Annotated in this window: 22 protein-coding genes and 1 riboswitch; of the genes, 13 read left to right on the top strand and 9 right to left on the bottom strand. The window is 39.8% G+C overall.

Going from position 1 to position 26248, the window contains the following annotated elements:
- Positions 1–21: 21 nt before the first annotated feature.
- Entirely contained in the window at positions 22–444 is a 423-nt protein-coding gene (locus QPX86_RS16535) for an organic hydroperoxide resistance protein (RefSeq protein ID WP_220751972.1), read from the bottom strand.
- A 458-nt stretch (positions 445–902) separates the two neighbouring features.
- Between QPX86_RS16535 and QPX86_RS16530 the strand changes: the two genes are divergently transcribed.
- Positions 903–1556 carry a hypothetical protein gene (locus QPX86_RS16530; RefSeq protein ID WP_285163241.1) on the top strand — a complete coding sequence of 218 codons (654 nt, stop codon included), beginning with the start codon at positions 903–905 and terminating at the stop codon, positions 1554–1556.
- Between the two features lie 7 nt (positions 1557–1563).
- Here the strand turns inward: QPX86_RS16530 and QPX86_RS16525 are convergent, their stop codons facing one another.
- Together QPX86_RS16525 and QPX86_RS16520 are read right to left on the bottom strand one after the other, a co-directional pair.
- The gene (locus QPX86_RS16525; protein WP_220751968.1) at positions 1564–2397 is read right to left on the bottom strand and encodes a TIGR03899 family protein; all 834 of its coding nucleotides are present in this window, start codon (positions 2395–2397) and stop codon (positions 1564–1566) included.
- Positions 2398–2430: 33 nt separating this feature from the next.
- On the bottom strand, positions 2431–3627 hold the full coding sequence (locus QPX86_RS16520) for an MFS transporter (RefSeq protein WP_285163240.1): 1197 nt from the start codon (positions 3625–3627) through the stop codon (positions 2431–2433).
- 182 nt (positions 3628–3809) lie between these two features.
- Here QPX86_RS16520 and QPX86_RS16515 point away from each other — a divergent pair, with 182 nt between their 5' ends.
- From QPX86_RS16515 to QPX86_RS16495, 5 genes are all read left to right on the top strand, one after another.
- Positions 3810–5234 (top strand): OprO/OprP family phosphate-selective porin, encoded by a 1425-nt coding sequence (locus tag QPX86_RS16515; protein WP_220751965.1) that lies wholly within the window; start codon positions 3810–3812, stop codon positions 5232–5234.
- 81 nt (positions 5235–5315) lie between these two features.
- A complete protein-coding gene (locus tag QPX86_RS16510; protein ID WP_285163239.1) occupies positions 5316–6485 on the top strand; it encodes an imelysin family protein in 1170 nt (389 codons plus the stop codon).
- Positions 6486–6740: 255 nt separating this feature from the next.
- A complete protein-coding gene (locus QPX86_RS16505; RefSeq protein WP_285163238.1) occupies positions 6741–8402 on the top strand; it encodes a di-heme oxidoredictase family protein in 1662 nt (553 codons plus the stop codon).
- 298 nt (positions 8403–8700) lie between these two features.
- Entirely contained in the window at positions 8701–9222 is a 522-nt protein-coding gene (gene hemG / locus QPX86_RS16500; protein WP_285163237.1) for a menaquinone-dependent protoporphyrinogen IX dehydrogenase, read from the top strand.
- A gap of 94 nt (positions 9223–9316) precedes the next feature.
- Positions 9317–9847 carry a cytochrome b/b6 domain-containing protein gene (locus QPX86_RS16495; protein ID WP_285163236.1) on the top strand — a complete coding sequence of 177 codons (531 nt, stop codon included), beginning with the start codon at positions 9317–9319 and terminating at the stop codon, positions 9845–9847.
- Between the two features lie 128 nt (positions 9848–9975).
- Here the strand turns inward: QPX86_RS16495 and QPX86_RS16490 are convergent, their stop codons facing one another.
- Complete coding sequence (locus QPX86_RS16490) at positions 9976–10722, bottom strand: thiol:disulfide interchange protein DsbA/DsbL (RefSeq protein WP_285163235.1); 747 nt, start codon at positions 10720–10722, stop codon at positions 9976–9978.
- A gap of 190 nt (positions 10723–10912) precedes the next feature.
- Positions 10913–11587, bottom strand: coding sequence for a DNA-J related domain-containing protein (locus tag QPX86_RS16485; protein ID WP_407696598.1), 675 nt, complete (start codon positions 11585–11587; stop codon positions 10913–10915).
- Positions 11588–11765: 178 nt separating this feature from the next.
- Between QPX86_RS16485 and QPX86_RS16480 the strand changes: the two genes are divergently transcribed.
- The 6 genes from QPX86_RS16480 to QPX86_RS16455 all read left to right on the top strand — a co-directional run bounded on the left by QPX86_RS16480 (position 11766) and on the right by QPX86_RS16455 (position 19083).
- Positions 11766–12332 carry a phosphoribosyltransferase gene (locus tag QPX86_RS16480; RefSeq protein ID WP_102528939.1) on the top strand — a complete coding sequence of 189 codons (567 nt, stop codon included), beginning with the start codon at positions 11766–11768 and terminating at the stop codon, positions 12330–12332.
- A 141-nt stretch (positions 12333–12473) separates the two neighbouring features.
- On the top strand, positions 12474–14402 hold the full coding sequence (locus QPX86_RS16475; protein WP_220751955.1) for a peptidase U32 family protein: 1929 nt from the start codon (positions 12474–12476) through the stop codon (positions 14400–14402).
- A 107-nt stretch (positions 14403–14509) separates the two neighbouring features.
- A complete protein-coding gene (locus tag QPX86_RS16470; RefSeq protein ID WP_220751953.1) occupies positions 14510–14827 on the top strand; it encodes a DUF3622 domain-containing protein in 318 nt (105 codons plus the stop codon).
- Positions 14828–14935: 108 nt separating this feature from the next.
- The gene (locus QPX86_RS16465) at positions 14936–15592 is read left to right on the top strand and encodes a hypothetical protein (RefSeq protein ID WP_220751951.1); all 657 of its coding nucleotides are present in this window, start codon (positions 14936–14938) and stop codon (positions 15590–15592) included.
- A gap of 177 nt (positions 15593–15769) precedes the next feature.
- Positions 15770–16024: riboswitch (cobalamin riboswitch) on the top strand.
- Positions 16025–16170: 146 nt separating this feature from the next.
- Positions 16171–18150, top strand: a complete 1980-nt coding sequence (locus QPX86_RS16460; RefSeq protein ID WP_285163234.1) for a TonB-dependent receptor — start codon at positions 16171–16173, stop codon at positions 18148–18150.
- Between the two features lie 180 nt (positions 18151–18330).
- Entirely contained in the window at positions 18331–19083 is a 753-nt protein-coding gene (locus QPX86_RS16455) for an HDOD domain-containing protein (RefSeq protein WP_220751947.1), read from the top strand.
- A 122-nt stretch (positions 19084–19205) separates the two neighbouring features.
- Here the strand turns inward: QPX86_RS16455 and QPX86_RS16450 are convergent, their stop codons facing one another.
- Positions 19206–20117 carry a LysR family transcriptional regulator gene (locus tag QPX86_RS16450; protein WP_220751945.1) on the bottom strand — a complete coding sequence of 304 codons (912 nt, stop codon included), beginning with the start codon at positions 20115–20117 and terminating at the stop codon, positions 19206–19208.
- A 692-nt stretch (positions 20118–20809) separates the two neighbouring features.
- Between QPX86_RS16450 and QPX86_RS16445 the strand changes: the two genes are divergently transcribed.
- Entirely contained in the window at positions 20810–21019 is a 210-nt protein-coding gene (locus QPX86_RS16445) for a dodecin (RefSeq protein ID WP_055026266.1), read from the top strand.
- Positions 21020–21120: 101 nt separating this feature from the next.
- Here QPX86_RS16445 and queG read toward each other — a convergent pair whose 3' ends face one another.
- The 3 genes from queG to QPX86_RS16430 form a co-directional block, all read right to left on the bottom strand.
- On the bottom strand, positions 21121–22269 hold the full coding sequence (gene queG, locus QPX86_RS16440; protein ID WP_285165186.1) for a tRNA epoxyqueuosine(34) reductase QueG: 1149 nt from the start codon (positions 22267–22269) through the stop codon (positions 21121–21123).
- Positions 22270–22381: 112 nt separating this feature from the next.
- Positions 22382–24325 (bottom strand): tetratricopeptide repeat-containing diguanylate cyclase, encoded by a 1944-nt coding sequence (locus QPX86_RS16435; RefSeq protein WP_220751941.1) that lies wholly within the window; start codon positions 24323–24325, stop codon positions 22382–22384.
- Positions 24322–26193 carry a tetratricopeptide repeat-containing diguanylate cyclase gene (locus QPX86_RS16430; protein WP_285163233.1) on the bottom strand — a complete coding sequence of 624 codons (1872 nt, stop codon included), beginning with the start codon at positions 26191–26193 and terminating at the stop codon, positions 24322–24324. Before QPX86_RS16430 ends, QPX86_RS16435 begins: the two co-directional genes overlap by 4 nt.
- Positions 26194–26248 lie beyond the last annotated feature (55 nt).

Genomic DNA, 26248 nt, shown 5'->3' with positions numbered 1-26248 from the left:
ATAAAAAATAATGATGTATTTTTATAATACAACTAGCTCAACACGAATATTACCGCGAGTTGCATTTGAGTATGGGCAAACTTGATGTGCTTTTTCTACCAGAGCTTCAACTTCTGTTTTAGACATACCAGGTAGAGTGATCCGCAATTCAACATCAATTGCAAAGCCAACTCCAGCGGTGTTTCCCCCAATTCCTACAGTCGCTTCAACTGAAAGATCAGAGCTTAGTATTTTCTTATCTTGTCCTGCAACAAACTTCATAGCACCAATAAAACAAGCTGAATATCCTGCAGCAAACAATTGTTCTGGGTTGGTACCTTCACCACCTGCGCCGCCAAGCTCTTTTGGGGTACTTAAATTAACTGAAAGCTTGTTGTCTGACGATACTGATTTGCCATCACGTCCGCCTGTTGTAGTTGCTGTAGCTGAATAAATGATATCCATTGAAAACTCCTAATCGTCATTAATATGAATTGAAAATGAGTGACTCAATAAGAAATCGCACTTTATTCACTCAATGATGAATACAATACGCCCAAATTAAGTTGCGCGCAATTTAATTTAGTTTAATTTAATCAATTATTTTTCTTAATCAATAAAAACAGTTGCTTATGTAAGGAATGGTTAAGAACTCAAAAATGAACAAAAAGACGGACTAAATCGTACAATAACTTATCCATTTGGGCGGTCTTATTAAAGTGTCAATCATCGGTTTGAAACTTTTTTATAAAAATGTGGTCATATATTGAACAGCGTAAGGAATGGCTTATAGCGATAAAATCTAGAAAGTAGTTCTTTTTATTAGAGTTTTAAATTTTTTAGTGCAGGGCGAAAATTGTACACGTTAAATTCGCGTGTTACAATTGTTGCGAGATATAACAATTGAGTGTCAAGGGTAGAGAATGAATACCAACTTAACAAAAGAAGAGTTAGCTTGTTTTAGCGAATTATTCGCTAAAAAGCCTTCTGCTGTTAAAGCGTTGGCAGATGGCAACTCAGAAACGGTTTCAGTCACTACAGAAATTCCATCAACCTTGGCAAGTTTACTTGGTAAAACTCAGTTAACTTTACTAGCGGAAATTAGCCATTATCGATTATGGTTTCCTTTAAATATTGCTATAGACGAACTTGGTCAGTTCACGCCAAAGCTCGGAATACCAGAGGTTGTAGACAGTCGTGGTGCTGAACGAAGCTGGCGTATGAAAGAGCTTGATGATGTCAGAATTATTGATTTCGATACCAATCTTGCAATTGAAGTTTTATCGCTTTCAAGTACTGGTTTAACTCTTTATGCACCAAACATTTCTGCTAATAATCATTCGCGACGAGCCAAGTTGATTTTAACCAAAGAGATAAACTTTGAGATTGAATATCAAATTGTTCGCTCTGAAAATGATGTTATTGCTGCAACAATTGTGGTGAGTGATGAGTCTCGAGAGACTTTAAGGCAGTTCCTATTCTCTATGCATAAAGCCCAGCATTCATATTTATATGAACATGAAATGAATGCTAACGATACAAATGCAAGTAACGTGCTGAAATTAAAGTCGGATTAAAACCAATCTAACCTATCAAAAAATCAGCTTTTAAAATTTGCGTTAACGCCCGAGAAAACTCCTTATCTGCTTTTGCTTGAACCAATAAACATAGCTCATCCCCGACTGGAGTAAAACGGTAATAACTGAATAATAAGCTATTACTTTTAGGGGTTAGTTTAATTTGAGAATCAGTCATACTCAGTAAAATTGAAGCATTTTTATCCAATAATCCAGTTTCAAATTCACTGCTATGTAAAATACCCGCATCCATTAACGTCAATATGCTTGAGTATGGGAGCCCGAATTTTGAAAGGCCGACATTAACGTTGGAGGTTTTTCTAAAATATTGCTGTAACCCACCCTGAATACGGTAACCATTTAACAGTTTATATCGGGTTTCGGAATTGAGTTTTACAGACATACCTAATGCTTTTTCAAGTACTTGTGCTTCCCGTTGGGTTAGCTGTTTTAAAATGGCTAATGTTCTGAGGCTAAACTTACCTGGTTTTACAATTTCACTAGCGAGAATCCGTGCCCATAAGTCCTGCATTCTGCGGGAACTGATTTGTTCAGCCATTTGAAAAAACTGGTAACTCCAATCTGGATCAAGGTCTTCTCCAGTGACGTCAGAAGGGGTGTAATTTAAGGCTAACGAAAAAATAGTTTCCAAATTAAGCTGATGTAAAATTTGGCTTTTTTGTAATCTAAACTGCGCGCGTTCGCCAATAGAGGCTTGAGAGGGTCGATAATCATCTTCACTGGCTAACCCGAGCATTTTGCCCAAAAGTAGTGCTTTTTTTCGGGCAGACATACTGGTATTGGCAGTATTTTCTGTTTGATTAGGATGGTTATCTGTCATTGTTATTCTCTTAGGCTTAACGCATTGTCCACATTACATCGTATCACTATTCATTTTAGCTGATTTGCCCCAGTTTGTTTCGTGCCCAGGTTCAGGTTTTGAGGGGATATTTAACGAAAGCACTAATGAACATAAGGCAAATAGCACACCTATCATAAATACCCATTGGGGAGAGCTTAACCACAAGAGACCCAGTAGAGCAGGAATGATCACCGCAGCTATATGATTAATCGTAAAGCTGACTGACATGCTTGCGGCAATATCTTTCGGGTCAGCAATTTTCTGAAAATAGGTCTTCATAGCAATGGCCATTGCAAACAGTAAATGGTCAATAACGTAAAGAGCTGCAGCGACTTCAGCGTGTTCAACCACCGCGTAACTGGCAAAGACAATGATTAATCCTACGTACTCAATCACTAGGGCATTTCGCTCGCCAATACGGCCAATAAAGCGACCAATCGCAGGCGCAAAAAACAAGTTAACCACATAGTTAATTAAGAATAGGGCAGTGATTTCCGAAACTGAATAGCCAAATTTTTCGACCATCATGAAACCTGCGAACACCATAAAAATCTGTCGTCTAGCGCCAGACAAAAACGTTAAAGCATAGTAAAGCCAGTAACGCTTTCTGAAGATAAGCTTTTTGTGTTGCGGTTCAGCGATTTCAAACCTGGGGTAGTAGACGGCCATAATCAATACAGCGACTAATCCTAACGAGCCAATAATGGCGTACATCCAAACATAGTCGAGTTTAAGCCAGCTCATGATAAGCCAGATACTGCCATAGCCCATCAGTGCAGCAGCTGATCGCCATGCTAAGGCTTTACCTAAAAATCCTGCGGTATCCTTTTTATCTACCCACTGTAAAGTCAGCGATTGATTGATGGTTTCGAAGTAATGAAATCCAATCGACATCAATACTGTTGTTAAATATAACCCCAAAACACTGGGAAAAAAACCTGTTATAGCAATGCCGATAGATAAAACGGCCAATGAGATTAAGGCAAAGGATTGCTCACGTATAAGGAGTAATACAAATATTGCTGTGAATGCTAAAAAGCCAGGTACTTCACGCAAGCTTTGCAGCATACCTATTTCAGCACCACTAAAAGCCGCTCTTTCAATCACAAAATTATTCAGTAGCGCCTGCCATACCGCAAAAACCATCGACATAACGAAAGTCATCCACAATAAAAGCTGCTGAGGATTTTTGCTGGAACTAACTGACATAAGGCACTTTTCCTGATTTTAACTCAATAGACATATGGTTACATAAATTGCATTTATACGCTAAGTGTAAATTAAATGTAAATGAGGTTGTAAAAATAAATGTAAATTTTAATGCAAATGATTATCATTTGGTATAATGTGTCGCCGTATTAACAAAGCGCGCAATTATGGTGGAGAATGAGATGAGCAAAAAGTTAACGCTGTTGGCAGTATCTATAGCGAGTGTGATTGGTTTGGGTGCGACGAATACAGCATATGCAGCTGTTTCTGCAGATGATTTAGCAAAAGCAATTGCTAAGCAAGAAGCTGAAATCGCATCATTAAAAGAGCAATTACAACAACTAGCTCAGCAGCAGTCTCTTCAACATGACTCTCAAAAACAGATTGAAGTTGCTCAACATGAACAACAAGTCGCAGTTAAAGAAGTGACAGAAACTGTTACGGCTTCACAGGATCGTTTAAGTAAGTTCTCATTCAAATCATACGGGAGCGCGAACTACACCAGTGATGAATATTTCGATAATGTACAAGACACTTCGCCAGAAAGAAGAAGTCGTTTCGATTTAGAGCGCATTGTTACTGAGTTTGGCTACCAGTTCACAGATGAGTGGAGCATGGAAGTTGAGATTGAGTATGAGCATGGCGGAACGGGCGCAGCTCTAGAATACGATGGCTTTGATGAATTTGGTGAGTTTGAATCTGAAATAGAAGCTGGCGGCGAAGTTGTTGTCGAAAAAGCGGAAATTAGATATCGCCCTAGTGAAGCCTTTGGCGTTAAGTTCGGTAATATTCACTTGCCAATCGGCCTAACGAGCACGTTACACAAACCAAACCAATATCTCACTGTACTCCGTCACAAAAGTGAAGCAGCCATGATTCCGGCCGTGTGGAACGAGAATGGTATTGGTGTTTACGGTGAAATCTCTGATTTTCATTATCAAGCCCAGATTGTCAGCGGCTTAAACTCTGAATACTTTCGAACTTATGATTGGGTTGCATCAGGACATCAAACCCGGTTTGAGCATGTTAACGCTGACGACTTAGCGTTTGCTGGGCGTATCGATTACGGCAACTTTAAAACTGGTAGTGCTATTGGCGTGTCTTACTATTACGGCAATACCTCAGGCAATCGTAACAAAAGCAACAAGCTAAATGTTGACGGAACGCTGAGCATAGTGACAGCTGCAGCTGCATTTGTTGAGGGGCCTTGGGTGCTACGTGGTCAATACATGTATGGCACCTTAAGTGACTCTGATGCAATTACATTAGCGAATAAAACCACTCCAGGTTTACAGCCAGGTAACTTCGCGCAATTGGGCTCTAAATCGCAATCTTTCTTTGTTGAAGCAGGCTTTAAGCTTGATGACTACTTAGATATTCCTATGACTGTATTTGCCAATATAGATTATTCAAATCCACTAATGGAAGTGGAAAGTGGTACTGCGACTAAGCGTTATGAAAATACGTGGAGCAGTATCGGAGTTAACTACTTCCCAATTCCTGAAATTGTCATTAAAGCAGAAGGCGGACTACAGCAAGTCGCAGTTGCCAGCATTCCTGACACTAACTTCTTTGCTTTAGGCGTGGGTTATCAATTCTCGCTGTAATGGTTGACAGCGAATTATCTAATTTTGAAATGAAAGTGCTGAATTAAATCAGCAAATAATATCGATTAAATGGAGTTTTACATGAATTTTAAGTATACAGCGATAGCATTAACGTTAGTGGGTACCTTAGCAGCTTGTGGTGGTTCAGGTTCTGATTCTGATGATTCGAACACAGTTGATCCGGTAGTACCTGAAACAGGCTTTACTTTCGCTGCAACTGAAATGATAACTAACTTAACTGACGATGTGATTGTTGCCGGTTACGCTGATTTAGCCGCTCAAGGTGATGCATTATTACTGGCAACCCAAAAGCTATTAAATTCAACTTCGCAAGCTGATTTAGTTGCCGCACAAGAAGCGTGGAAAGATGCACGTAAACCTTGGGAACAAGGTGAGTCGCACATTTTTGGCCCTGTTGATTCATTAAGTATTGATCCGCATTTAGATAGCTGGCCGCTAAATACTACGGACCTACAAACTCAGTTAGACAGCAACACAGGCTTTGATGCTGAAACCATTAAAAGCTGGAATGATGACGTGCAAGGTTTCCACACCATCGAATATTTACTATTTGGTGACGGCGTAGCTGATAACACTAAATTAATTACTGAGTTAACCACTGCTGAGCGAGAATACGTCATCGCTCTTGCAGAAGTTTTCCGTGACTATGCGGTTCAACTTGATGATGCATGGCAAGTTTCTCATAACCCACAAGATACTAATGCATTGCCATATGCTGATTTATTAAAAACACCTGGCAGTGATAACAACACTATTTACTCATCAGAACTTGCTGTAATTGAAGAATTAATCAATGGCATGATCGGAATTGTAGATGAAGTGGGTAACGGTAAAATTGCTGATCCTTTCGGTAATTCACTTGCAAACGCTGACACTTCAAAAGTGGAGTCACAATACTCTTGGAACTCGTTGACTGATTTTGCTGACAACATTCAAGGTGTGCGCAATGTATACCATGGTGAGTTTACTGGTAGTGCAGACAAGCAAGGTATTATCGATTTCGTAGCAGCTGCTGACAGCACACTTTCAATACGTATTTCTAGCGAAATTGATGATGCTATCTTGAAAATTCAAGCTATTGCAGGCAGCGACGATATGCCATTTCGTCAAGCTATTCTTGATGAAACGGGTCGTACTCGTGTTGAAACAGCTGTAACAGCACTTACTACTTTACAAACCTCATTAGAGTCAGATGTTATCCCACTTTTATCTGAGTGGAACGCTCAGTAAATCGGGTTAGATAACAGTAGCTCTACCATCACACTTAGGTGAGGTAGAGCTATTTATTGACATTGATGAAGCCCGCCATAAAGAGCAAGGCAAATCAATTTAGCTATTTACTATTTTTAGCTGTAACGCTAATTCGGCAGTAATTCTAAGTCGTCAGTAATACTGAATCGCCAGTAATTCTAAGTCGGCAGTAATGCTGAAACGACGGTAATACTGATATTAGCAACGCTGATTGTGATACAAGAGTGTAAAGAGATGAACAAGAATCCTAAAAGCGTAAAGCCTTCTAAATCCCATCGTTATCATAAAAACGTAGTGCTGACATCCGTTGTGAGTGCCTTACTTTTATCAGCTTGTGGCGGCAGTGGTGATGATGAAACGCCAACCATAACAGAGCCTCCAGTTGTTATTTATCCTGATTTTACCGATATTACTGCCAGTGGCGGTGATACCACAACCTATGATGCAGGCAATTCTGGTCATGGCTTCTCAACGCCTTCCCCCAATTTAACGGACGCTGATTTAGCATTGCACCTTGAAGGTGATGCCAATTTTGAAATCTCGTTTACTACCGCGCCTAATATTGAGCACCCTGAATTGGATGGCTTAGGCCCAGTATTTAATAATGCAGATTGTAATTCTTGTCATCAGCGTGATGGTCGTAACTCAACACCATTTTTAGCAGCTGATGCAACACGAGTTAAGTTAGGCTCTGATGCGGGGATCTTCTTGCGGATCAGTAAAGCAGCAGAAGAGTGTGTCACACCGACTGTTGACAATAACTATTGTGCGCCCATTGCCGTACCAGATTTTGGCGGCCAGTTATTCCATCGTGGTGTACTTAAAGCTCGTGCAGATTGGCAAGATAATGCTTTTGGTGGTCAAGCCGATGTATATCTTTCCTATGAGCGCAATACTGTCACCTATGCAGATGGCACCAGTGTTGAGCTGAAAAAGCCGATTTTTGAAGTCGAAAACCCATATGATGCACCAGGTGAAACTAAGCAAAGTGCTAATGTCACCTCTAACTTACTGCAAGATGATGTGTTAATGGGTTGGCGTAATGGCATGCCAGTATTTGGTTTAGGTTTACTTGAAGCTATCCCAGAAGCGGACATCTTGGCATTAGCCGATGCCGATGATGCAAATGGTGACGAGATTTCAGGTCGTCCGAACTGGGTGTTTGATGCCATTAAGGCGCGTAACGGTGATGAAACCCCAGTATCACTTGGCCGTTTTGGGTGGAAAGCGAATACGCCAAGTGTCAGAGTGCAATCTTTAGGTGCACTTAGAGGTGATATTGGTATTACAAACCCGTTATTTCCTGATGAAAGTGTTGTTGGCACCAGCTTGCATGACTCTTACTTAACCCGTACTGGTTTTGTTGATACCGGTAGTGACGAAAATGGAGAGCCTGAAGCTGATCAGGCTTTTAGTGATGCGGTGGTGTTTTATGCCGAAACTTTAGCCGTGCCAGCAAGACGTAATGTCGATGATAGTTATGTACGTGAAGGTGCGCGCTTATTTGTTCAAGTTAATTGTACTGGCTGTCATACTCCAAGCTTTACTACTAAAACTGCAGGCGATATTGGTGGTATTGAGATAATTGATTCACTCAAGGGGCAAGTTATATATCCATTCACCGATATGCTATTGCATGACATGGGGGATGACTTAGCCGATGGTCGCCCTGACTTTTTAGCGAATGGTAATGAGTGGCGTACTCGTCCTTTATGGGGATTAGGCTTAACGCAAACAGTTAATCCGCAAGCAGGTTTTTTACATGATGGCCGCGCTGCAAGTGTTGAAGAAGCTATTTTATGGCATGGTGGTGAAGCTAAAAACAGTAAAGATGCCTTTATGGCTTTAACTAAAGCAGAACGAGATCAGTTAGTGTCTTTCCTAATGTCGCTATAATGCATTCGTCGTATTAGTTGCTTTAACACCTTATTTATAGTGTCAAAATCAGCAATTTTAAATTGCTGATTAACAAAAACGAAGTGGATAACTCATCAGGGTTATCCACTTTTTTGTGAGCAACTCAAAAGTCTTAACTATTAATAGTCGTTGTTGCTAATTTGCCGTGATCTGGTCCATGTAATTATATTTCGCTTTCTATTAAGATTAGATGTAATAGCATGGTTGAATAAAATCTTACTGAGTGTTTCAAGGTTTAAATAATCGTATTAGCTTTTTTATTATCATCGAGGTGCACGTGAGTAACATTTTAATTATCTATTCAACTGTCCACGGTCAAACCCGTAAGATTTGCGATTACATGGGAGAGAAGCTTACAGCAGCTGGTGAAACCGTCACGTTAGCGCCGCTGCAAGATAAACCAGATATCAGTGGTTTTGATAAAGTGTTCATTGGTGCCAGTATTCGTCATGGTAAACATCGCCCTGAGCTTTATCAGTTTGTGGCTGATAACAAAGCTGCGCTTGATACTAAAGCTAATGGCTTTTTCTCTGTGAGTTTAGTGGCAAGAAAACCAGGTAAGAATACTCCAGATACTAATATGTATATGCAGGCATTTTTGAAGCAAAGTGAATGGCAGCCTAAAGTATTAGAAGTGTTTGGCGGCAATTTAGATTATCAATACTATGGGCCAATGGATCGCAATATCATCCGCTTTATCATGTGGATCACCAAAGGCCCAACCGATCCAAATACCAAAGTGGAATACACTGATTGGACGAAAGTAGATAACTACGTCGCTCAAATTCAGTCAGCGTAAATAAGTTTAAAGCCAACAATTAACTTGTTGGCTTTATTGATTTTATGACCCAATTTCGTTTTCCTAACACGCTGAACATAAAGTAAGGAGCATTATGAGCCAGAGTTCATCCAAGTTAATTCAGCTGATATCAGAGAAACTTCATGTCATTGTCGTGGCCTTGAGTGTGTTTCTTGTAGTGACTAGTCCATGGATATTAATTGGTAGTCGTTTACGTGCTAAAGCCAGTATTTGGGACAGTTTACACGTTTATATAGGCTTGATAGCGGCAGTATTTGGCTTATTGTTTTTACTGAAAAACTTACTTAATGGCCATTGGCGTCAGTTTTTTCCATGGCTTAAATTAGACTTTTCACAATGTATTGATGAAGTAAAACAATTAAAGCAAGGCAAGCTGCCTAGTTCTGGCGGTAAGGGCATTTTCAGTATTGTTGAAGGAATAGGCCTGATTTTGATGGCGCTAGTGAGTATTACTGGTATTGCTTGGTTTATTTTTCAAGGAACCAGTGATGCATTGATGTGGCGTAAGTACCACATTATGTTCGCTCAAGGTTTTGTTGGCTTTTTAATGATTCACATCGTGTTTGCTGCATTTCATATTATCGATATGGTGCGAAACTCTTAACTTACTAAGATGGTTAAAGTTGTAATATAAGCAAGAAACAAAAAGCCCGACTTTATTTTAATAAAGTCGGGCTTTTTAATGTCCTAATCAGCGCTTCAATTTATATTAGAAGCTTGCGACATCATAAATTACTTCTTTTCTAACGCTAAGTAATTCATAACATCAATCAAGTCACCTAAGGTGCGCATTTCGTTCATGTTGATCGCATATTTATCATTAACGATAAATGTAGGAACACTTTGTACGCGGAACATCACTTGCTGTTGACGCCATAGTGCTAGCTTCGCATCAGTTGCTTCGCTGTCTGCAATTTTGTCATAAGTTTCAGCATCAACGCCGTTTGCTGCAAATACTTTTTTGATGTCATCACGGTTGTTGATTTCAGGCTCGTCATGGCTGTGACCTGGAGCGCTATGATCGTGATGTCCGCCTTCGCCTTGAATGGCTTGGAACATTGCAGTGTTTAACGCTTTTTCATTACCAACTTCATGAATAACAGCTAGTGCGCGCATCACTTCGGTACCAATCTCGCTGTTCATAAAGTCAACGTGCTTAGTTTCAAAGCCAATCTCTTTATTCAAGTTACCTTTGATTTCTGGCAGGTACTTGGTTTCCATGTTGTAACAGTTATGACAGTAAAAAGAGAAGTACTCAGAAATCTTAGGTTCGCTAGAAGCTGGGCCATCAGAAATTTGAGTGTAATGCTGGCCTTCAACAAATTTAGATGGAATAACAGCAGCTGTTTCAACCGTTTTTTCAGGAGTGACTTCAACAGCTTTTTCAGCAGTGACTTCAGCAGGTTTACCACAGCCAGTAAGAGCCATTGTGAATGCCGCAAGTGCCATAGTGAATGCAATAGGTTTAATCTTAATCATTTCAGCCTCAATAAAAGTGTCGCGTTACCCGCTGGTAGTTGCGAGAAATCTTAAAATAGTCTTAATTAAGCCAATACTTAATTGCCTTAATATTAACAAGAATTATGACCTAAACGATGATTTATTTCAGGGGTAAATATGTGATGTGATGCGGCTTTCTTATAAAAATAAATAGCTACTAAGTTAGGTGCTATCCCACTTTTGAGCGTAAAGTTTGCCATGCTTCACAAACTTGTCGAAACTGCTGTGCATCTCCGCCTGGGCGATCGGGGTGAAGCTTTAGTGCCAGCTTACGCCATTGTTTACGAATATCTTTATTCGTGGCGCTTGCATCTAACTCAAAAATACTCAGGGCATGGCTGTCATGCATTAATACTTGATTGACGCCAATATACTCTTGATAACTCGACCAAAAGGACTCTAACATTTCTTTGACTACGTTAGCGCACGTATCGTATTGCTGCCAATCGAGGTAATACTCTTTTAACGCTGCATCATGGCTTTGCTGCACGGCAATGTCATGGGGCAAAATTCTGAAAATCTGAATATCCATAGCTTTAACTTGCAACCATTGATTAGGAAGTAGCAAGCTCTGTAGTTCAAAAAGGGCGTTCATTAACAGGAAGTTACGTTTGAAGAGAGCTTTTTCAGGTTCAGGATCTAAATCATGCATTAATCCTTTGCTTTGCAATTCGCTGGCTAAATGGTGGACTTTCCAACTTTGACAAGAACTTTGCAGTAGAGTGAGAAGCGGCCATATCAACGGATTATCACTTCTTGAAGATAATCTATCAGAGTCGGCTTGTTGTCGAAGTTGAGCGTCATTAGCTGCAAGCATAGTGTTGGTTTCGCTATGAATTGGCATTAAATTTACTATGCCACAGAAGAATGTGGAGTCAATGATGTTTTTTTGTTCAACCGCTTATAGCGTCCCTAAGTTCATTTTGTTTAACAAATATGACGATTAAACGTATTCCTCACAGACAAACTATCCTAATTTGGTATAAAATTCGCCGCAATAAAAATGATAGGGGCCAAAACCAATGACAGATAAACATTACATCAGTGCACAACAGCTACTGGAAGATTCTTTTAAACTTGCTGCGCAGGTTTATGACAGTGGCTTTAGACCACAATTTATTGTTGGTATCTGGCGTGGTGGCGCTCCAATCGGTATTGCTGTGCAAGAATTCTATGATTTCAAAAATGTTGAAACGGATCATATCGCCGTAAGAACGTCTTCTTATTACGGAATTGGTACCGACAAGCAAAGCAAGAAAATCAAAGTACATGGCCTACATTACATTATTGAAAATGCTAATGCTGATGATGGACTATTGATTGTTGACGATGTTTTTGACTCTGGTCGTAGTGTTGATGCGTTAATCGATAAGCTGCAAAAGTTTATGCGTAAGAACATCCCTACTGATATTCGTGTTGCCTGCCCTTATTACAAACCAAAGAATACAGCGGTAGATTTGAAGCCTGATTACTTTATTCACGAGTCTGAAGAGTGGTTAGTGTTCCCTCATGAAGTATCGGGATTAAACCCGCAGGAAATCGCTGAAGGTAAAAGTGATTTTAAGAATATTCAGCATTTGTTTAAGTAAAAGCCGCGAAACTGGTTATTTTTTGCTAAACTAGTAAGCTGAACAGTGCGTCAATGATAGTGACATACACGTGGTTTTAGTCCGTGTTTAGCTACTATCTTGATGCATTTTTTATTACCTAGAAAAAGATAAACATTCATTATGAGTTCTGTAGAAATATTTTCGCCGACATCAACGCCAACTAAGCCTACTGAAAAGAAACAGTTAGAGCTTCTTGCACCTGCAAAAAACGCTGACTATGGTATTGAAGCCATTCGTCACGGTGCTGATGCGGTTTACATTGGTGGCCCAGCTTTTGGCGCACGCCATAATGCGGGTAACAGTGTTGAAGATATTACTCGTTTAGCTGAATTTGCTCATCGCTATCATGCTCAAGTATTTGTGGCGTTAAATACCATTTTGATGGATGACGAAATTGAGCAGGCGCAGAGCTTAATTTGGGAATTATATGAAGCAGGTGTCGATGCGTTAATTATCCAAGATATGGGGTTGCTGCAATTGGATTTACCGCCAATTGCCATGCATGCCAGTACGCAAATGGATAACCGCACACCTGAAAAAGCAGTATTTTTAGAGCAGGTGGGATTCTCGCAAGTGGTATTAGCCCGCGAGTTAAACTTGCCGCAAATTAAGCAAATTGCTGACAACACCAAGCTTAAATTGGAATATTTTGTCCATGGCGCACTATGTGTAAGTTACAGCGGTTTATGTAACATCAGTCATGCGTTTTCAAATCGCAGTGCTAACCGCGGTGAGTGTTCGCAAATGTGCCGCCTTCCTTGTGACCTTTCAACCCGAGATGGTGAAGTCTTAGCTGAAAATGAGCATTTATTATCACTTAAAGATAATAACCAAACGGAAAACCTCGAAGCATTGATTGATGCGGGCGTTACCTCTTTTAAAATTGAAGGACGTTTAAAGGACATCAGCTACCTTAAAAATGTCACCGCACATTACCGTCAGCAGCTTGATGCGATTATCGATCGCCGTAGCGATTTAGAATCTATGTCTCATGGTCGCAGTGAGTTCACTTTCACACCAGATCCTGAAAAAAGCTTTAACCGTGGCAAAACCGATTATTTTATCAATCAGCGTACCGCATTGATTGAGCATTTTAGTTCGCCTAAATACATAGGTGAAAAGGTCGGTACCATTGTGGGTGTTGGCCGCGACTTCATTAAAGTCGACAGTGCAAAAGCTGGTAAAACCATCGAGTTTAATAATGGTGATGGTTTGTGTTTCTTTATTGATGGTTATCAAAAGCAACGTTTGTCAGATAACAAAACCAAAGGTTTGCGGGTAAACCGCGCCGATGGGAATACTTTATTTTTAACCGATGTCAGTAAAGACTTGAAAGTGGGTGTCGAGCTTTTCAGAAACTTTGACCACCAGTTTGATGCTTTGCTATCAAAAGATTCAGCCACCCGTAAAATCATGGTCGATATGGTGTTAGATGACACTGAGACTGGTATTGCATTAACAGTTTCAGATAAGCATCAACATTCAGTCACGGTTAAACTTGAATGGGCTAAAGAGCCAGCAAAAGATTACGCCAAAGCTGACGCGAATTTACGTACTCAGTTAGCTAAACTGGGTAACAGTGACTACAGCTTGCAGCAGTTACAGGTTAATTGTGCCAATCGTTGGTTTTTACCTGCCTCAGTGATTAATGGTCTACGCCGAGATGCGATAGCAGCTTTTGATGAGGCTCGTGTAAATGCTTATCAGCGTCCACTTCGTGGTGAGCATGATAAAGAAGCGCGTTTCCCGCAAAAGTATTTAAGCTTTTTATCTAACGTTGCCAATGATAAGTCTCGTGAGTTTTACGAGCAGCATGGCGTGATTCAGATGGAAGATACTTACGAGAAAAACCAAGTATTAACTGATGCGCCATTGATGGTGACTAAGCACTGTTTACGTTACAGTTTCAACTTATGTCCTAAAGAAGTTGAAGGGATTAAAGCCGATCCTATGGTGTTAGATATCGGTAAAGATAGATTGAAGTTAGTCTTTGATTGTCAGAAATGTGAAATGATGATTGTGGGCTCAAACCAACTAGTAAAGCAGTAGCTTTACCTTTTAATTTAAAAGTGCTCAAAATGAGTGCTAAATAGACAATGTTCGCGTACACTGCGCGACCTTAATTTAAGCTGAGTTTAGCTAGGAAAAACCGAATAATGAGCAAAAGTAAGAAGTACGATTTTAGAGTGTTAACCGTTGGCGATACTTTCAAGACTGAAATCACTCGTCGTATGAGTGCAACTAAAACGATCGTGTCTAAGAGTCACGATGGTTTTACAACAGAAGATGAAGCGGTTGCATGGGGTCAAAAAGAGCTAACAGCATTTATGAGCACCCAAGTTGAACGTAATAAACGTAAAACTGAAAAGAAAATTAAAGCCAAATCTATTGCTGATGCCATTGCTGCAGAAGCGTTAACTGATGAAGCAAATGAAATAGATCTAACTGATTCAGCGGATGAGCTTGAAGATTAATCGTTAAGATAATACAGTAATGCAACATTTTGGTGACATAGTTGCTGTATTTCTGTTTGATTTAACTAGGTTTCACCTTTCAGCACCAATACCAAGGATGATTTCGGTATGAAAGCTAGCATGACCCTAATAATATCTGCGGGGCTATTTTTATTGAGCCCTTCTTATAATGTAATGGCCAAAGAGCCAACCCCTCATATTAACGCTATAACGGCATATTCAGATGCTGATGGCGGTTCAGAACAGAAACAACTTTCAATCTTTGCTAATAAAGTATCATTTGATCTGCCTGTTGGCTGGAAAATGGCTTTTAATTCTGAAAAAGGCAACATGTACAAAGCTGAGTTTGTACCTGCTGGTGAAACTCTCAACGATTGGTCTGCGTTATATTGCATTCAAGGCTTTAAAGGCCTAGCTACCAGCATTGATAGCACTCAATTTCTAGATAGATTTGCTGATACATACCAAGATGCCTGCCAAGGTAGTGTGACTTATGAGCAACTTGGTATGACCCAAATTGGTGGCAAAGAGGCTTATCACGGTATTATTGGCTGTACCAATATGAAGAATGTTTATGGTGGAGCAACATCTAGAACACGTCAGGGTGAAATTGGTTATTACGCTGTACTTAAAGATACCGAAGATATGTATTTAATTCATAAGTCGATGAGAGGCGAAGTGTTTAGCGAGTCTAATCCACCGCTAAATGGCTCAAATCATCGCGATTTCATTTCAAAAATGCTGCAACTTAAATTTCAGCGTTAGGTCTATTTAGCAAGCCTTTATCTATTTTATATGAGCTCATATTATTCAATCTGTATAACTCAGCATTGAATAATATGAATGATCCTCATTCTTTATACCAAAAAGTAACTTTAACCAGTTATAATGCGCCTAGTTGTTATATGGACTTGTTTAACGACAATCGTAACAATGACAAATTTATCGTCAATCTTATGTGGTGCCTGTGAGTGCTTCATCTTTGTGATGTTGTGACACGGGATAATCGGGAAACTAGTGAGAGTCTAGTGCTGCCCCCGCAACGGTAATGGTGAGAACTGAGTGCGTTTGCTTATGTTTGCTATTAATTACAATAAAGGTAATTACAGTAAATGAAAACGTTTAAAACTCTGCTTCGTGAGTCATTTATATGACTTTATCCTAAGTCCGGAGACCGGCCCCAAAAAGATGATTTTGAGATTTCGGTGGGCAGATCTCGAAATGTAGCTTCACTAGTTGATAGCAAAGGTGGTGGATCCAATCGATCCGATTATCTGGCTGAACACTAGCACAATTCGCTGCGGCAAATATGCCCCATTTTTCCTTTCAGGAGTTAAAGGTAAATGGGTACTAATCCAACTAAAATCGCAACTGCGCTTAGCCTAATATTAAGCGTTTCTGCTGTATCATTTGTTTCAAGCGCAACAGCTGAAACAGCTAACACTTCTTCTGCTACTAATAGCACTGAAACCATAGTGGTTATCGGTCGGAGTGAAGCCAATCCGTTAAACATCGCTGCCAACGTTAACGTAATTGATCAGGTTGATATTGAAATGAGCGGCGCGGTGAGTTTAACTGACTTACTGCGTAGCCAAGCAGGTATTCAAGTTTCTGATAATAACTCAGGAACCACCTTTGCGATGCGTGGCTTTACGGCGTCACAAGCTGCCAGTAACACCTTGATTTTGATTGATGGTCGCCGCTTAAATAATATCGATATCTCAGCGCCTAGCATCAATGCCGTGCCATTAAATCAAGTTGAGCGCGTAGAAGTTCTATACGGCTCAGCAGGTGTGCTTTATGGTGACCAAGCTGTAGGTGGTGTTATTAATATCATCACTAAGGCACCTAATGGCACTGGTGGAGGCTTTGAACTTAGTGGTGGTGGCTTTGATACTTATGAAGCTAAAGGTGATCTCTCTGGGGCGATAAATGACGCGTGGCGTTATTATTTAGCAGCGAGCTATAACCAAAGTGACAACTATCGAGACAATAATGAAAGCGAAACTGGCTCAGTGTTAGGTCGTTTACAGTATCAATCAGATAAACAGCAATTCTTTGTCGAAGCTAACTATTTTGATGATAACCGCCAAGCACCAGGTGCATTATCACTTGAACAGTTTGAGCAAGACCCAACTCAAGCTGCTCCTTTCACTGATGGCGAATACACTCACGAAATGACCACAGCGCTGCGTAGTGGCTATGAATATCAGTTAAACCAAGAGTGGGCATTAATTGCTGATTTAACCTACTCAGACACGTTAACCACTAACTTTTTATATGGCAGCGCTGGCCGTATTGAACGTAATTTATTAAGTTTTTCACCAAAAGCCACGGCTAACTACCAGCTTGAACAGGGTGATTTAGATATTGTTGCAGGTATTGATTTAAGCATCGGTGAAGCTGACTTTGATTTAGCCTATACTCAAAGAAACAATGAGCAAAAAATGGCCAGTGTTTATGCTCAAGCGTCAGTACCGTTAACTAAGACATTATCTTATGTTGTTGGTGGTCGTTACAGTGAAGTCACTGATGACTTAACAGATCAAACACTCTATCCAACTGGTGTAGAGCTTGATAATGATGCGCATGCATTTGAGTTAGGCCTTAACTATCGTCCAAGTATTGAAAACCGTTTTTATATCCGCGCCAATGATAACTTCCGCTTCGCTAAAGTGGATGAACAAGCTTATACCCCTATCACCACTATTGGGCTAGACCCACAAACTGGTCGCTCATATGAAGCGGGTTGGGATTGGACCACAACAGCACAGGTATTTAAGTTAAATGCGTACCGCCTCGATTTAGAAGATGAGATTGTTTACGATGCTGGTCGTACTGACGGTCCTCAAGGTGGTGGGGCTAACGTTAATGCTGATGCATCGCGTCGATACGGGATCAATACCAGTTACGATATTCAGTTATCAGCTGATTGGTTATTAGGAGCATCGTATGAATACATTGATGCAGAGTTCACTGAAGGCGAAAACGAAGGTAAAGCACTTTCTTGGGTTGCAAAGCATAACGGCCGCGCGCACTTAAGTTACGATATTGCATCTGAGTGGCAGCTATTTGTAGAAGGTATCTACACAGGTGAACGTTTTATTGAAGGTGATAATGGCAACGTTGATCCTAAGTTATCAAGCTATGTGTTAGCTAACTTAGCGCTTAACTATACACGCGATAACTGGTCTGCGAGTTTGCGCGCCGATAACTTATTAGATGAAGAATATGTCAGTGCGGGTTACTACTCTGCTTGGGGCAATGGATATTATTCTGGTAATGGTCGCTCAGTTCGCTTAACGGCGGGATACCGCTTTTAAGCCATTTTTTTTGTACTGCTATTATATTCGCTTAGCTGCGTAAATGACGAAGAATCTAAAGCCGACAAGCAGCTTGTCGGCTTTTTGTTTGATAATAGATTAATTACTTGACCTTAGTGCCGCTTATGTGGATAAATTCCCTAATAGAAATCTAAAAATATTAAAGGGAAGCAGTACAATATGACCTATCTTGAGCAACAGGTGCTAACTCAAGTCAAAGCTATTATCGGAAACGAAGAGCAAGTGATTGGTCGACGTGGTATTTTGATTCCTTTAAAGAAAGCACTGATTAACGAAGCCGATATTCGTATTTTAATCGACATCGTTTCAAGTGACCCAGCCTTAGCTGCGCATCTATTATGGCGCAGTAATACTGCTCAAGCTGGTGGTATCATCTCTACTAAAAATCGTAGTATTAAAGATGCTCTTATCCGTTTAGGACAAGTGAATATTTATCGCTATGCGTTTTCTTTTTATTTAAAAGAGCGTTTAGATGAGTTAAAAGAACCTTATAGTAAACTGGTAAAAGGCTATTGGACATTAACTGAGAATATTGCAGTTGATGCGGTTCAGCACCTTCGTGATATTGAAGAGAGCGATCAACCCATTGATATTGATGCTGACGAAGTGCAAACCCTAGCCTTATTCAGTGTATTTGGCCAAGTGATTACCTTGAGTGCTTTTGCATTTTTAAATGCCGCCTCAGAGAAAGCGATTGCATTGCAAGTGATTAAAAACTTAATTGATACACAGCAGCAAAGTTTATCTATCGAAGCGTTTGAGGCGCTAGGTTTAGATGATGATTTACGTAATGAATTTATGGTTGCTCATAATATTAGCCAAACGAATAATCCTAATTCTGCGGGGATGGTTTTGAGACATGTGCTAGCTAAGCGCAATGTGCTGATTAATCCGCTTGTGGGAGATGAGTAACTGCTAACTTATAAGTTAACTCATGGTTTTATCTAAATAGTTTCAGATACAAAAATGCCACTCAATGAGTGGCATTTTTATGTCTAACGCGCTCTTTGACAGGTTATATAACTGCGCTCAGATTAGTGTTGCTGACTTAAGCGCTGTAACTTTAAGCCCTCTGCTGCCACTAACGTTAACCATTTTTGAATTAAACTCGTATTAGCCGCATTACGGCGATAGGCTGCAAATAATGGACGCTTTAATCCTTCTGCGCCAAGTTTTACTGAAGAGAGGTTTAATCCATGGCTCTCATTAATTGACCAACTTGGTAATGCCGCTATGCCATCGTTACACGCGACACGTTGTAATAACATCGCGGTTAAGTCGCACTGTTTTTGCTCACCAGCTTCAACACCTGCAGGTTCTAAAAAGTGTTTAAAAATATCTAGACGCTGTAGTGGAACAGGGTATGTAATTAATGTTTGTTTAGCTAATTGCTCAGGCTTGATAAAAGCTTCTTTTGCTAATGAATTTTCGTTAGCGACAACTAGTTTAACCTCAAAATCGAATAAATGCTGATAAGCCAAGGCGTGACCAGGTACAGGATCTGAGGTCAGCACTATGTCTAACTCACCCATTTCTAATGCATTTAATGAATCAAACAAATGTCGACTTGAAAGGTCAATTCGTCCGTCTGGAGCAATATGTTTAAAAGCTTCTGTCACTGGCATTAACCAGCGGAAACAGCTGTGACATTCAATGCCCAGTTTTAGTGATTGTGACTCCGCATCTAGACCTTTTTTAAGATCTGATTCGGTTACCATCACTTTAGGCAAAATCTCTTCAGCGAGATTCAATAATCTAGCGCCTTCTTGTGTGAATGACAGCGGTTTGCTTTTTCGAATAAAAATAGCCGAGTTAATTCGGGTTTCTAATTCTTTAATCTGATGTGATAACGCTGACTGAGTTACGAAACGTTTTTTCGCGGCACCAGCTAGGCTACCACTCTCTTTGAGCGCCATTAGAGTACGAAGGTGTCTCAGCTCTATCATATTATCCTCACATGAATTTTGTTCAACTTTCGGGTGAAATCTATTCGATTGCTTAGATGCAGAGTACCACAGTAAACTTCTAGACGTCCAGACGCCTGTGTAATTAATTTACATAAATGTACTTAACTTGTTAACTTGTTGCGTTTTTTGATATGAAAATTACAAACTTACGGTTTCCTTTTATTCGTCACCAATAAAGCTAAAACTTGTATTATCGATTCCTTTTGCGGATAAACTCATAGTGTTTTATTGAATAAGCCTAATGGTTCGTTCGGCCTTATGATCGTAGATAAATCCATTTGAGTTAGGGTAGCTAGCAAAGTTACCTAAGCCTTATAGAATAAGGCTTTTATGATATCCAATCACCAAATATCCATACTGTTTATGCAATAACCTGTTTAAGCCATAAAGTGGCTAATAAAATGTCAAACGTTCAATTATGCTTCAGCTTTGGTAGTGGTTAAAAGTTGAATGTGAGAGTATAAGTAAGTCACTTTTAGTGACTTGTTTGACTCATTTTATTGATGAAAAAAGATTTGGGTTAAAACTTAGAATAAACATAACAAGACTCTGCTGCTTATCCTTAAAAGTGCTTTTAATATGAGTAATATTCATTCATTGTGTTGAAGTTACGCAGATTTTTATAGGTTATCTATACTCAGTTAATGTCCTTTAATAATGATGGAGTAACAATGAGTCATACCTATAAACTGATTGAATTGACAGGATCATCACCAATTAGCTCGGATGACGCGATCAAAAATGCGATCGCGGCGGCTAATAAATCAATAAAGCATATGCGCTGGTTTCAAGTGGTCGAAACAAGAGGGCATTTGGAAGAAGGTTTGATTGCGCATTGGCAAGTGACTATTAAAGTTGGATTCACTTTAGATCAAAGTTAGCAGCTTCTAGTGACTCTTTTACTATTAAACACAATGCAGTTGAAGGTCACTTCAGCTGCATTTTAGTTTTTATCACTTGGCTATGGCTATATGAAAGAGTGCTAGGCGTCTCTAGGTAAGCCTTTTTCAATGGCTCTAATAACACGTTGAGTTTTACGGCTGAGTATTTCTGTATGAGCTTTGTTTTGCTCTTCGATGGCCCAATCAATATGTTCAATGACCATATCGTTTACTTCATCAGAATCCTTACGAGCATGCAGCGCCAATATAATATCTTCATTAAATGGAGCATTACCTAATGCAACGGCGATGTTTCTGAGCCAATTCTTATGGCCAATTCGCCTTATTGGACTGCCTTCGGTGAGTGAAAGAAACTGTTTCTCTGTCCAAGCGAATAAGGTGAGCAATTTAGGCTGCAATAATGGCTCACGAATATGAAAATCAGCTTGCTCTGTTAAAGGGGCTTTGGCGTTAACAGGGCAGACTAATTGGCAGTCATCACAACCATAAATACGATTACCAATGGCACGACGAAACTCAACAGGGATGGCGTCTTGAAGCTCTATGGTTAAATAAGAAATACAACGGCGGCCATCAACCACATTATCTTCAAGTATTGCATTGGTGGGGCATGATTTAATGCAAGCTACGCAGGTATTACAGCTTTGATTGATTGGAATATCAATTGGCAGTGGAATGTTTATTAATACTTCACCTAAAAAGAACCAACTGCCAGCTTCTGGGTTTAACAATAGGGAGTGTTTCCCTGTCCAGCCTAAACCCGCTTTTTCAGCCAATGGTCTTTCAAGCACTGGGGCTGAATCGACAAAAGGTCGAAAATCAACACCTGTTACACCTAAGTCGTTGCAATGTGAGACAATTTTATCGCCGAGCTTTTTAAGCTGTTTGCGAATTAATTTATGGTAATCACGTCCGCCAGCATAACGCGAAATATACCCAAGGTTGGGATCGGAGAGATTAGTCGCAAAACCCGCTTGTGGCGGTAAATAATCCATTCTTGCACTCAACACTCGCACAGTACCTGGATGAAGCTCATAGGGGCGTGCTCGCATCATGCCGTGATTTGCCATGTAACTCATCTCGCCGTGATAACCATTGTCCAGCCATTGCTGTAACTTAGGTTCTTCTGTTTTGAGATCCGTATCTGTTATTCCTATCTCGGCAAAGCCTAACTCTTGTGCCCATGATTTTATCTGGCGTGACAAATCTGACGTTTCTTGAGCTGTCATTTCACGACTCAAGCTTGAGTCAGCTTGAATGTCGGTGTTTGGTTTTGAGTCAGGCATGAAAGGCTATTACAGTTGATGATTACTAGTGCTGATTATACTCGCTAACGGCTGGCTAAGCATCATCACGGAAGTAAACCACTTGATTGCGGCCTTGGTTCTTAGCTTGATATAAAGCCAAGTCGGCTTTTTTAATGATCTCGGTAAGTTTAGCTTCGTCTTTATAGGCCGCGACTCCAGCACTTACCGTTACCGATAAGTTTTCACTAAAATTACTAAACTCGACAAAATTTACTTCATCAATAATAGTTTGAGCTGTTTTTATTGCACTTTGGGAGCGAGTGTTAGGCAGTAACACTAAAAACTCTTCCCCTCCTACACGGCCCATAACACTCGTTTGCGATATTTTACGACGTAAGATTTGTGCAATAGTTTTTAACACTATATCGCCAATGCTGTGACCATGTTGGTCATTAACCTGTTTAAAATGATCGATATCTATAGATATTATCGAGAAGGGCTGTTGATGTTGAGATAATCGGTTAAAAGTATCCTGGGCTTCTCGATAAAAACTGAGTCGATTGGGTAATTGAGTCAATAAATCTGTTAACGCAAGTTCCTTGAGTTGTTTAGACTTTTTATTGAAATAGAGACTGAATAAAATTAACAATAATATCGATGCAAAACCCAGCGCAAGGGTGATGATTTGTAATCTCTCGTTGTCTTGTTTAATGCTCAATTGTTGATCTTTTAACTGATGAAACGCCACTAATTCGGCATTTTCGGCTTCAATTTTTTCGCTATCAAATTTTACACGCATTTCAGTACTGGCTTGGTTTTCAAGAGCTTTATCTAGAATAAGGTGAATATCATAGAGCTTAAGTTGTGCTTCGTAAGCCTGTTGCCACAGTCCTAATGATTCATAAATTTCTACTTTTAGTTCGAGAAGCATTTCATGACCACGTTTATTGTGGTTTTTATTAAAGCCTGCAGTGGATTTTTTGAGATGGGGTATGGCTTGCTCGGTTAAGCCTAAACCATGTTTCGCCTGGGCTTTATAAAGATGTAAAAAGCTGTAATGGGTATCAACTGATGGGCTGATCACCGATTCAAATTTGTCGAGATAATCCAATGCTTGCTGATACTGGCCTAGGCGGATTAAAGCTGATGACATATCGACTGCAACACGGGCTGTAAAAGTAGGATCTGAATGGACCTCTTCATAGTATTTAAAAATTGCTAAATAATAATCAGCGGCCTTTTGATATTCATTGATATCTTCATAGGCATAAGCCATGTCATTTTTCACTAACATAACCAAGGCAATTTGATTGCTGTCACTAAAAGCTTGTTCAAGTTCTGCGTAGTACTTAAGCGCCGTATCGGTTTCACCAAGACGGCGGTATGTGATGGCTAAATCCAGCAAACCTAACCGTTCAAGTGTGATCAATCCTAATTGCTGGTAACGCTCATAAGCTTCTAGTAGGTTTTTAAGTGCAAAAGCAAAATCTCCTGTATAGGAGGCGATTTGACCTAGCATTGAATAAGCATCGGCAATGAGTCGCTCATTTGCTATTTGTTGGGCGTTGTTAAGAGCTGCTTTAACCATTTCGTTTGCTTCAGTAATCTCGCCTTTATAGCGTAATAACGTTGCTTCACAGAGCTTTAGTTCAATGCTAATTGCTGGTGGTATGTCAGGATAATGATTATAGATATTGCTAAGAAACTCTTGAGCATTCTGGTTTTGTTGCTCTGCTAAAAAATTATATGCCATACACTGCTTTGGCATTAGACGGTAAGTTCGTTCAATATCACCTTCAGCAATTAGCTGCGCCATTTCTTCAATTAGAATGGGGAAACTGGCATCATTGATATCGCCGTCATCAACTTGTTTAAAAATCTCTTCAAACCTAGGGTTATCGAATGGTTTCTTTTCGCTTGCAGTAATTTGAGTTGTATCAGCGCTTAATGCGAAGGCTTGCGAAGAAAGCGTGATAGATACTGTCAAGCATATCGACATGGAAAGCATGAACATGACAGTGAAGAGATGGCGCATCATTGGCTGTGCTCCTGCTTTGATGATTTAAGGTTTAGTGCTAAATCTTCTTCATCTTCATCTTCATCTTCATCTTCAAGAGCTATTTGATAATTCACGTAGCCATCTCGGCCAGCATTTTTTGCTTGATATAGTGCGATATCTGCTTTTTTAAGTAATGGCGAGATTGCCTTTTCATCTGTGACTGTTGCAATGCCAATACTGACAGTAAATGGGTTTGGCATCGACAGAGCTTGCGTATCAATGAGCTTTACGTGCTGGTTAATTCTACTGGCTAAACTGATTGCATCGGTGTCGTCAGCATTAGGCATAATAACCAGAAACTCTTCGCCGCCAATACGCGCTAACGTGTCTTCTTTGCGACAGATTTCATTGATTTTATGAGCGATTAATTGCAATGCTGTATCACCAACATCATGGCCAAAATTGTCATTTACGGCTTTAAAGTGGTCAACATCAATTAGTAGGATAGAGAACTTATTTCCTTTTAAAAATAGATGCTTAACTATTTTATATGCAAACAATCGATTAGGGATTTGAGTCAGTGGATCAGTTAAAGCAAGTTGCTTATATTGGATGGATTTAAATATGAGTTTGACGAAGAAAATAGCCAATATAACAATGAGAATAAAGGTGAGCACTATAGCTACATATTGTAACTGTTGTTTGGTGGATAAGGCTTCAAGCTGGCTTTCTTTTAAGGCTTGGAATGCAATTAACTGGCTCTGCTGTTCTTCAAGCTGTTTTGAGTCAAACCGAATACGCATTTCAGAGTTAAAGGTGGCGAGTGCATTTTCATCCAATTGATTATGGATGGTTAAAAACTTATGATGCCAATGATTAGCTGATTTAAAATCTCCTTGCTGAGCATACAACTCAGCAACCACAGGATAAGCAATGGCTAGGCCTTTCTTGTTATTGTATTTATCAAAGCTCTTCTTGGCTTCAATAAAATGCACTAATGCTTGCTCGTATTGCTCTTGTCGTAATCGCAATTCAAGGTAGTAAGTGTGCATATAACCAAAGTGAGAATAATTATTAGCTTTAATGAAGGGCTTAGCTTGATCTAACCACTTTTCTGCTTCATTTAAGCGGTTAAGTTTAATTAAAGGTGCTGACATATCGACAGCGATTTCAGCCATGTACAAGTCACTTCCAGATTTTACTGCGACCTGATATATCTTCTCAAAGTAATTCAGTGACTCTTGGTAGTCACCGCTATCGAGCTTAATATAAGCCATCGCTTGTTCTACCGTGGCCAATAAATTGAGCTTATTGTTCTCGATAAAATGTTGCTCAACAATATTATAATAATAGAGGGCTTTTTTGTTATCTCCCAAACGACGGTAAGCACTGGCTAAGGAGATAATATTAATATTGGCAGTGTTCCAATAGCCCAGCTTTTGATAGAGCTCAAACGATATCGACATACTGTCGATAGCGCTTAAAAACTGGGATTTAAATAAGCTTAATTGGCCTATTGTAAAATATGCATCGGCAATTAATTTGGTTTCGCCTAATGCCTCTGCTTTGGCTAGCATTTGTTGATTTATCTGCTCAGATTGTTGCAGCTCACCTAAGTACATCAGCGCAATAGAGCGGCACAAATTAAGTAATACGGGCGAAGATTGATAATAAAAATTCTGTTGTTCAAGGCTTGAGTATTGAGTAACAAAATCCTGCAGCTTTTCTTTTGAACCAGATGGGATTCGAGTACAGCTTAAGGTAGAAAGCTTTTCTAATCTTGGTTTATCAGCTTCATCTATCAGAGCTTCAAGCTCAAGTAGCTTTTCATCAAAATATAACGTTCCCGTCAGTTGATCACTTTCAAACTGACTTATTAACTCATCTGCCGCCTTATTCTCTATCATGTTGGCTGAGGCTGAAAATGAAACGTGCCCGAACAACACGATAATTGAGACAAAT

It is taken from the genome of Shewanella goraebulensis, from assembly GCF_030252245.1.
Lineage (GTDB): Bacteria > Pseudomonadota > Gammaproteobacteria > Enterobacterales > Shewanellaceae > Shewanella > Shewanella goraebulensis.
The sequence above is the reverse complement of the archived record's forward strand: the minus strand, read 5'-3'. Positions and strand labels throughout refer to the sequence as shown.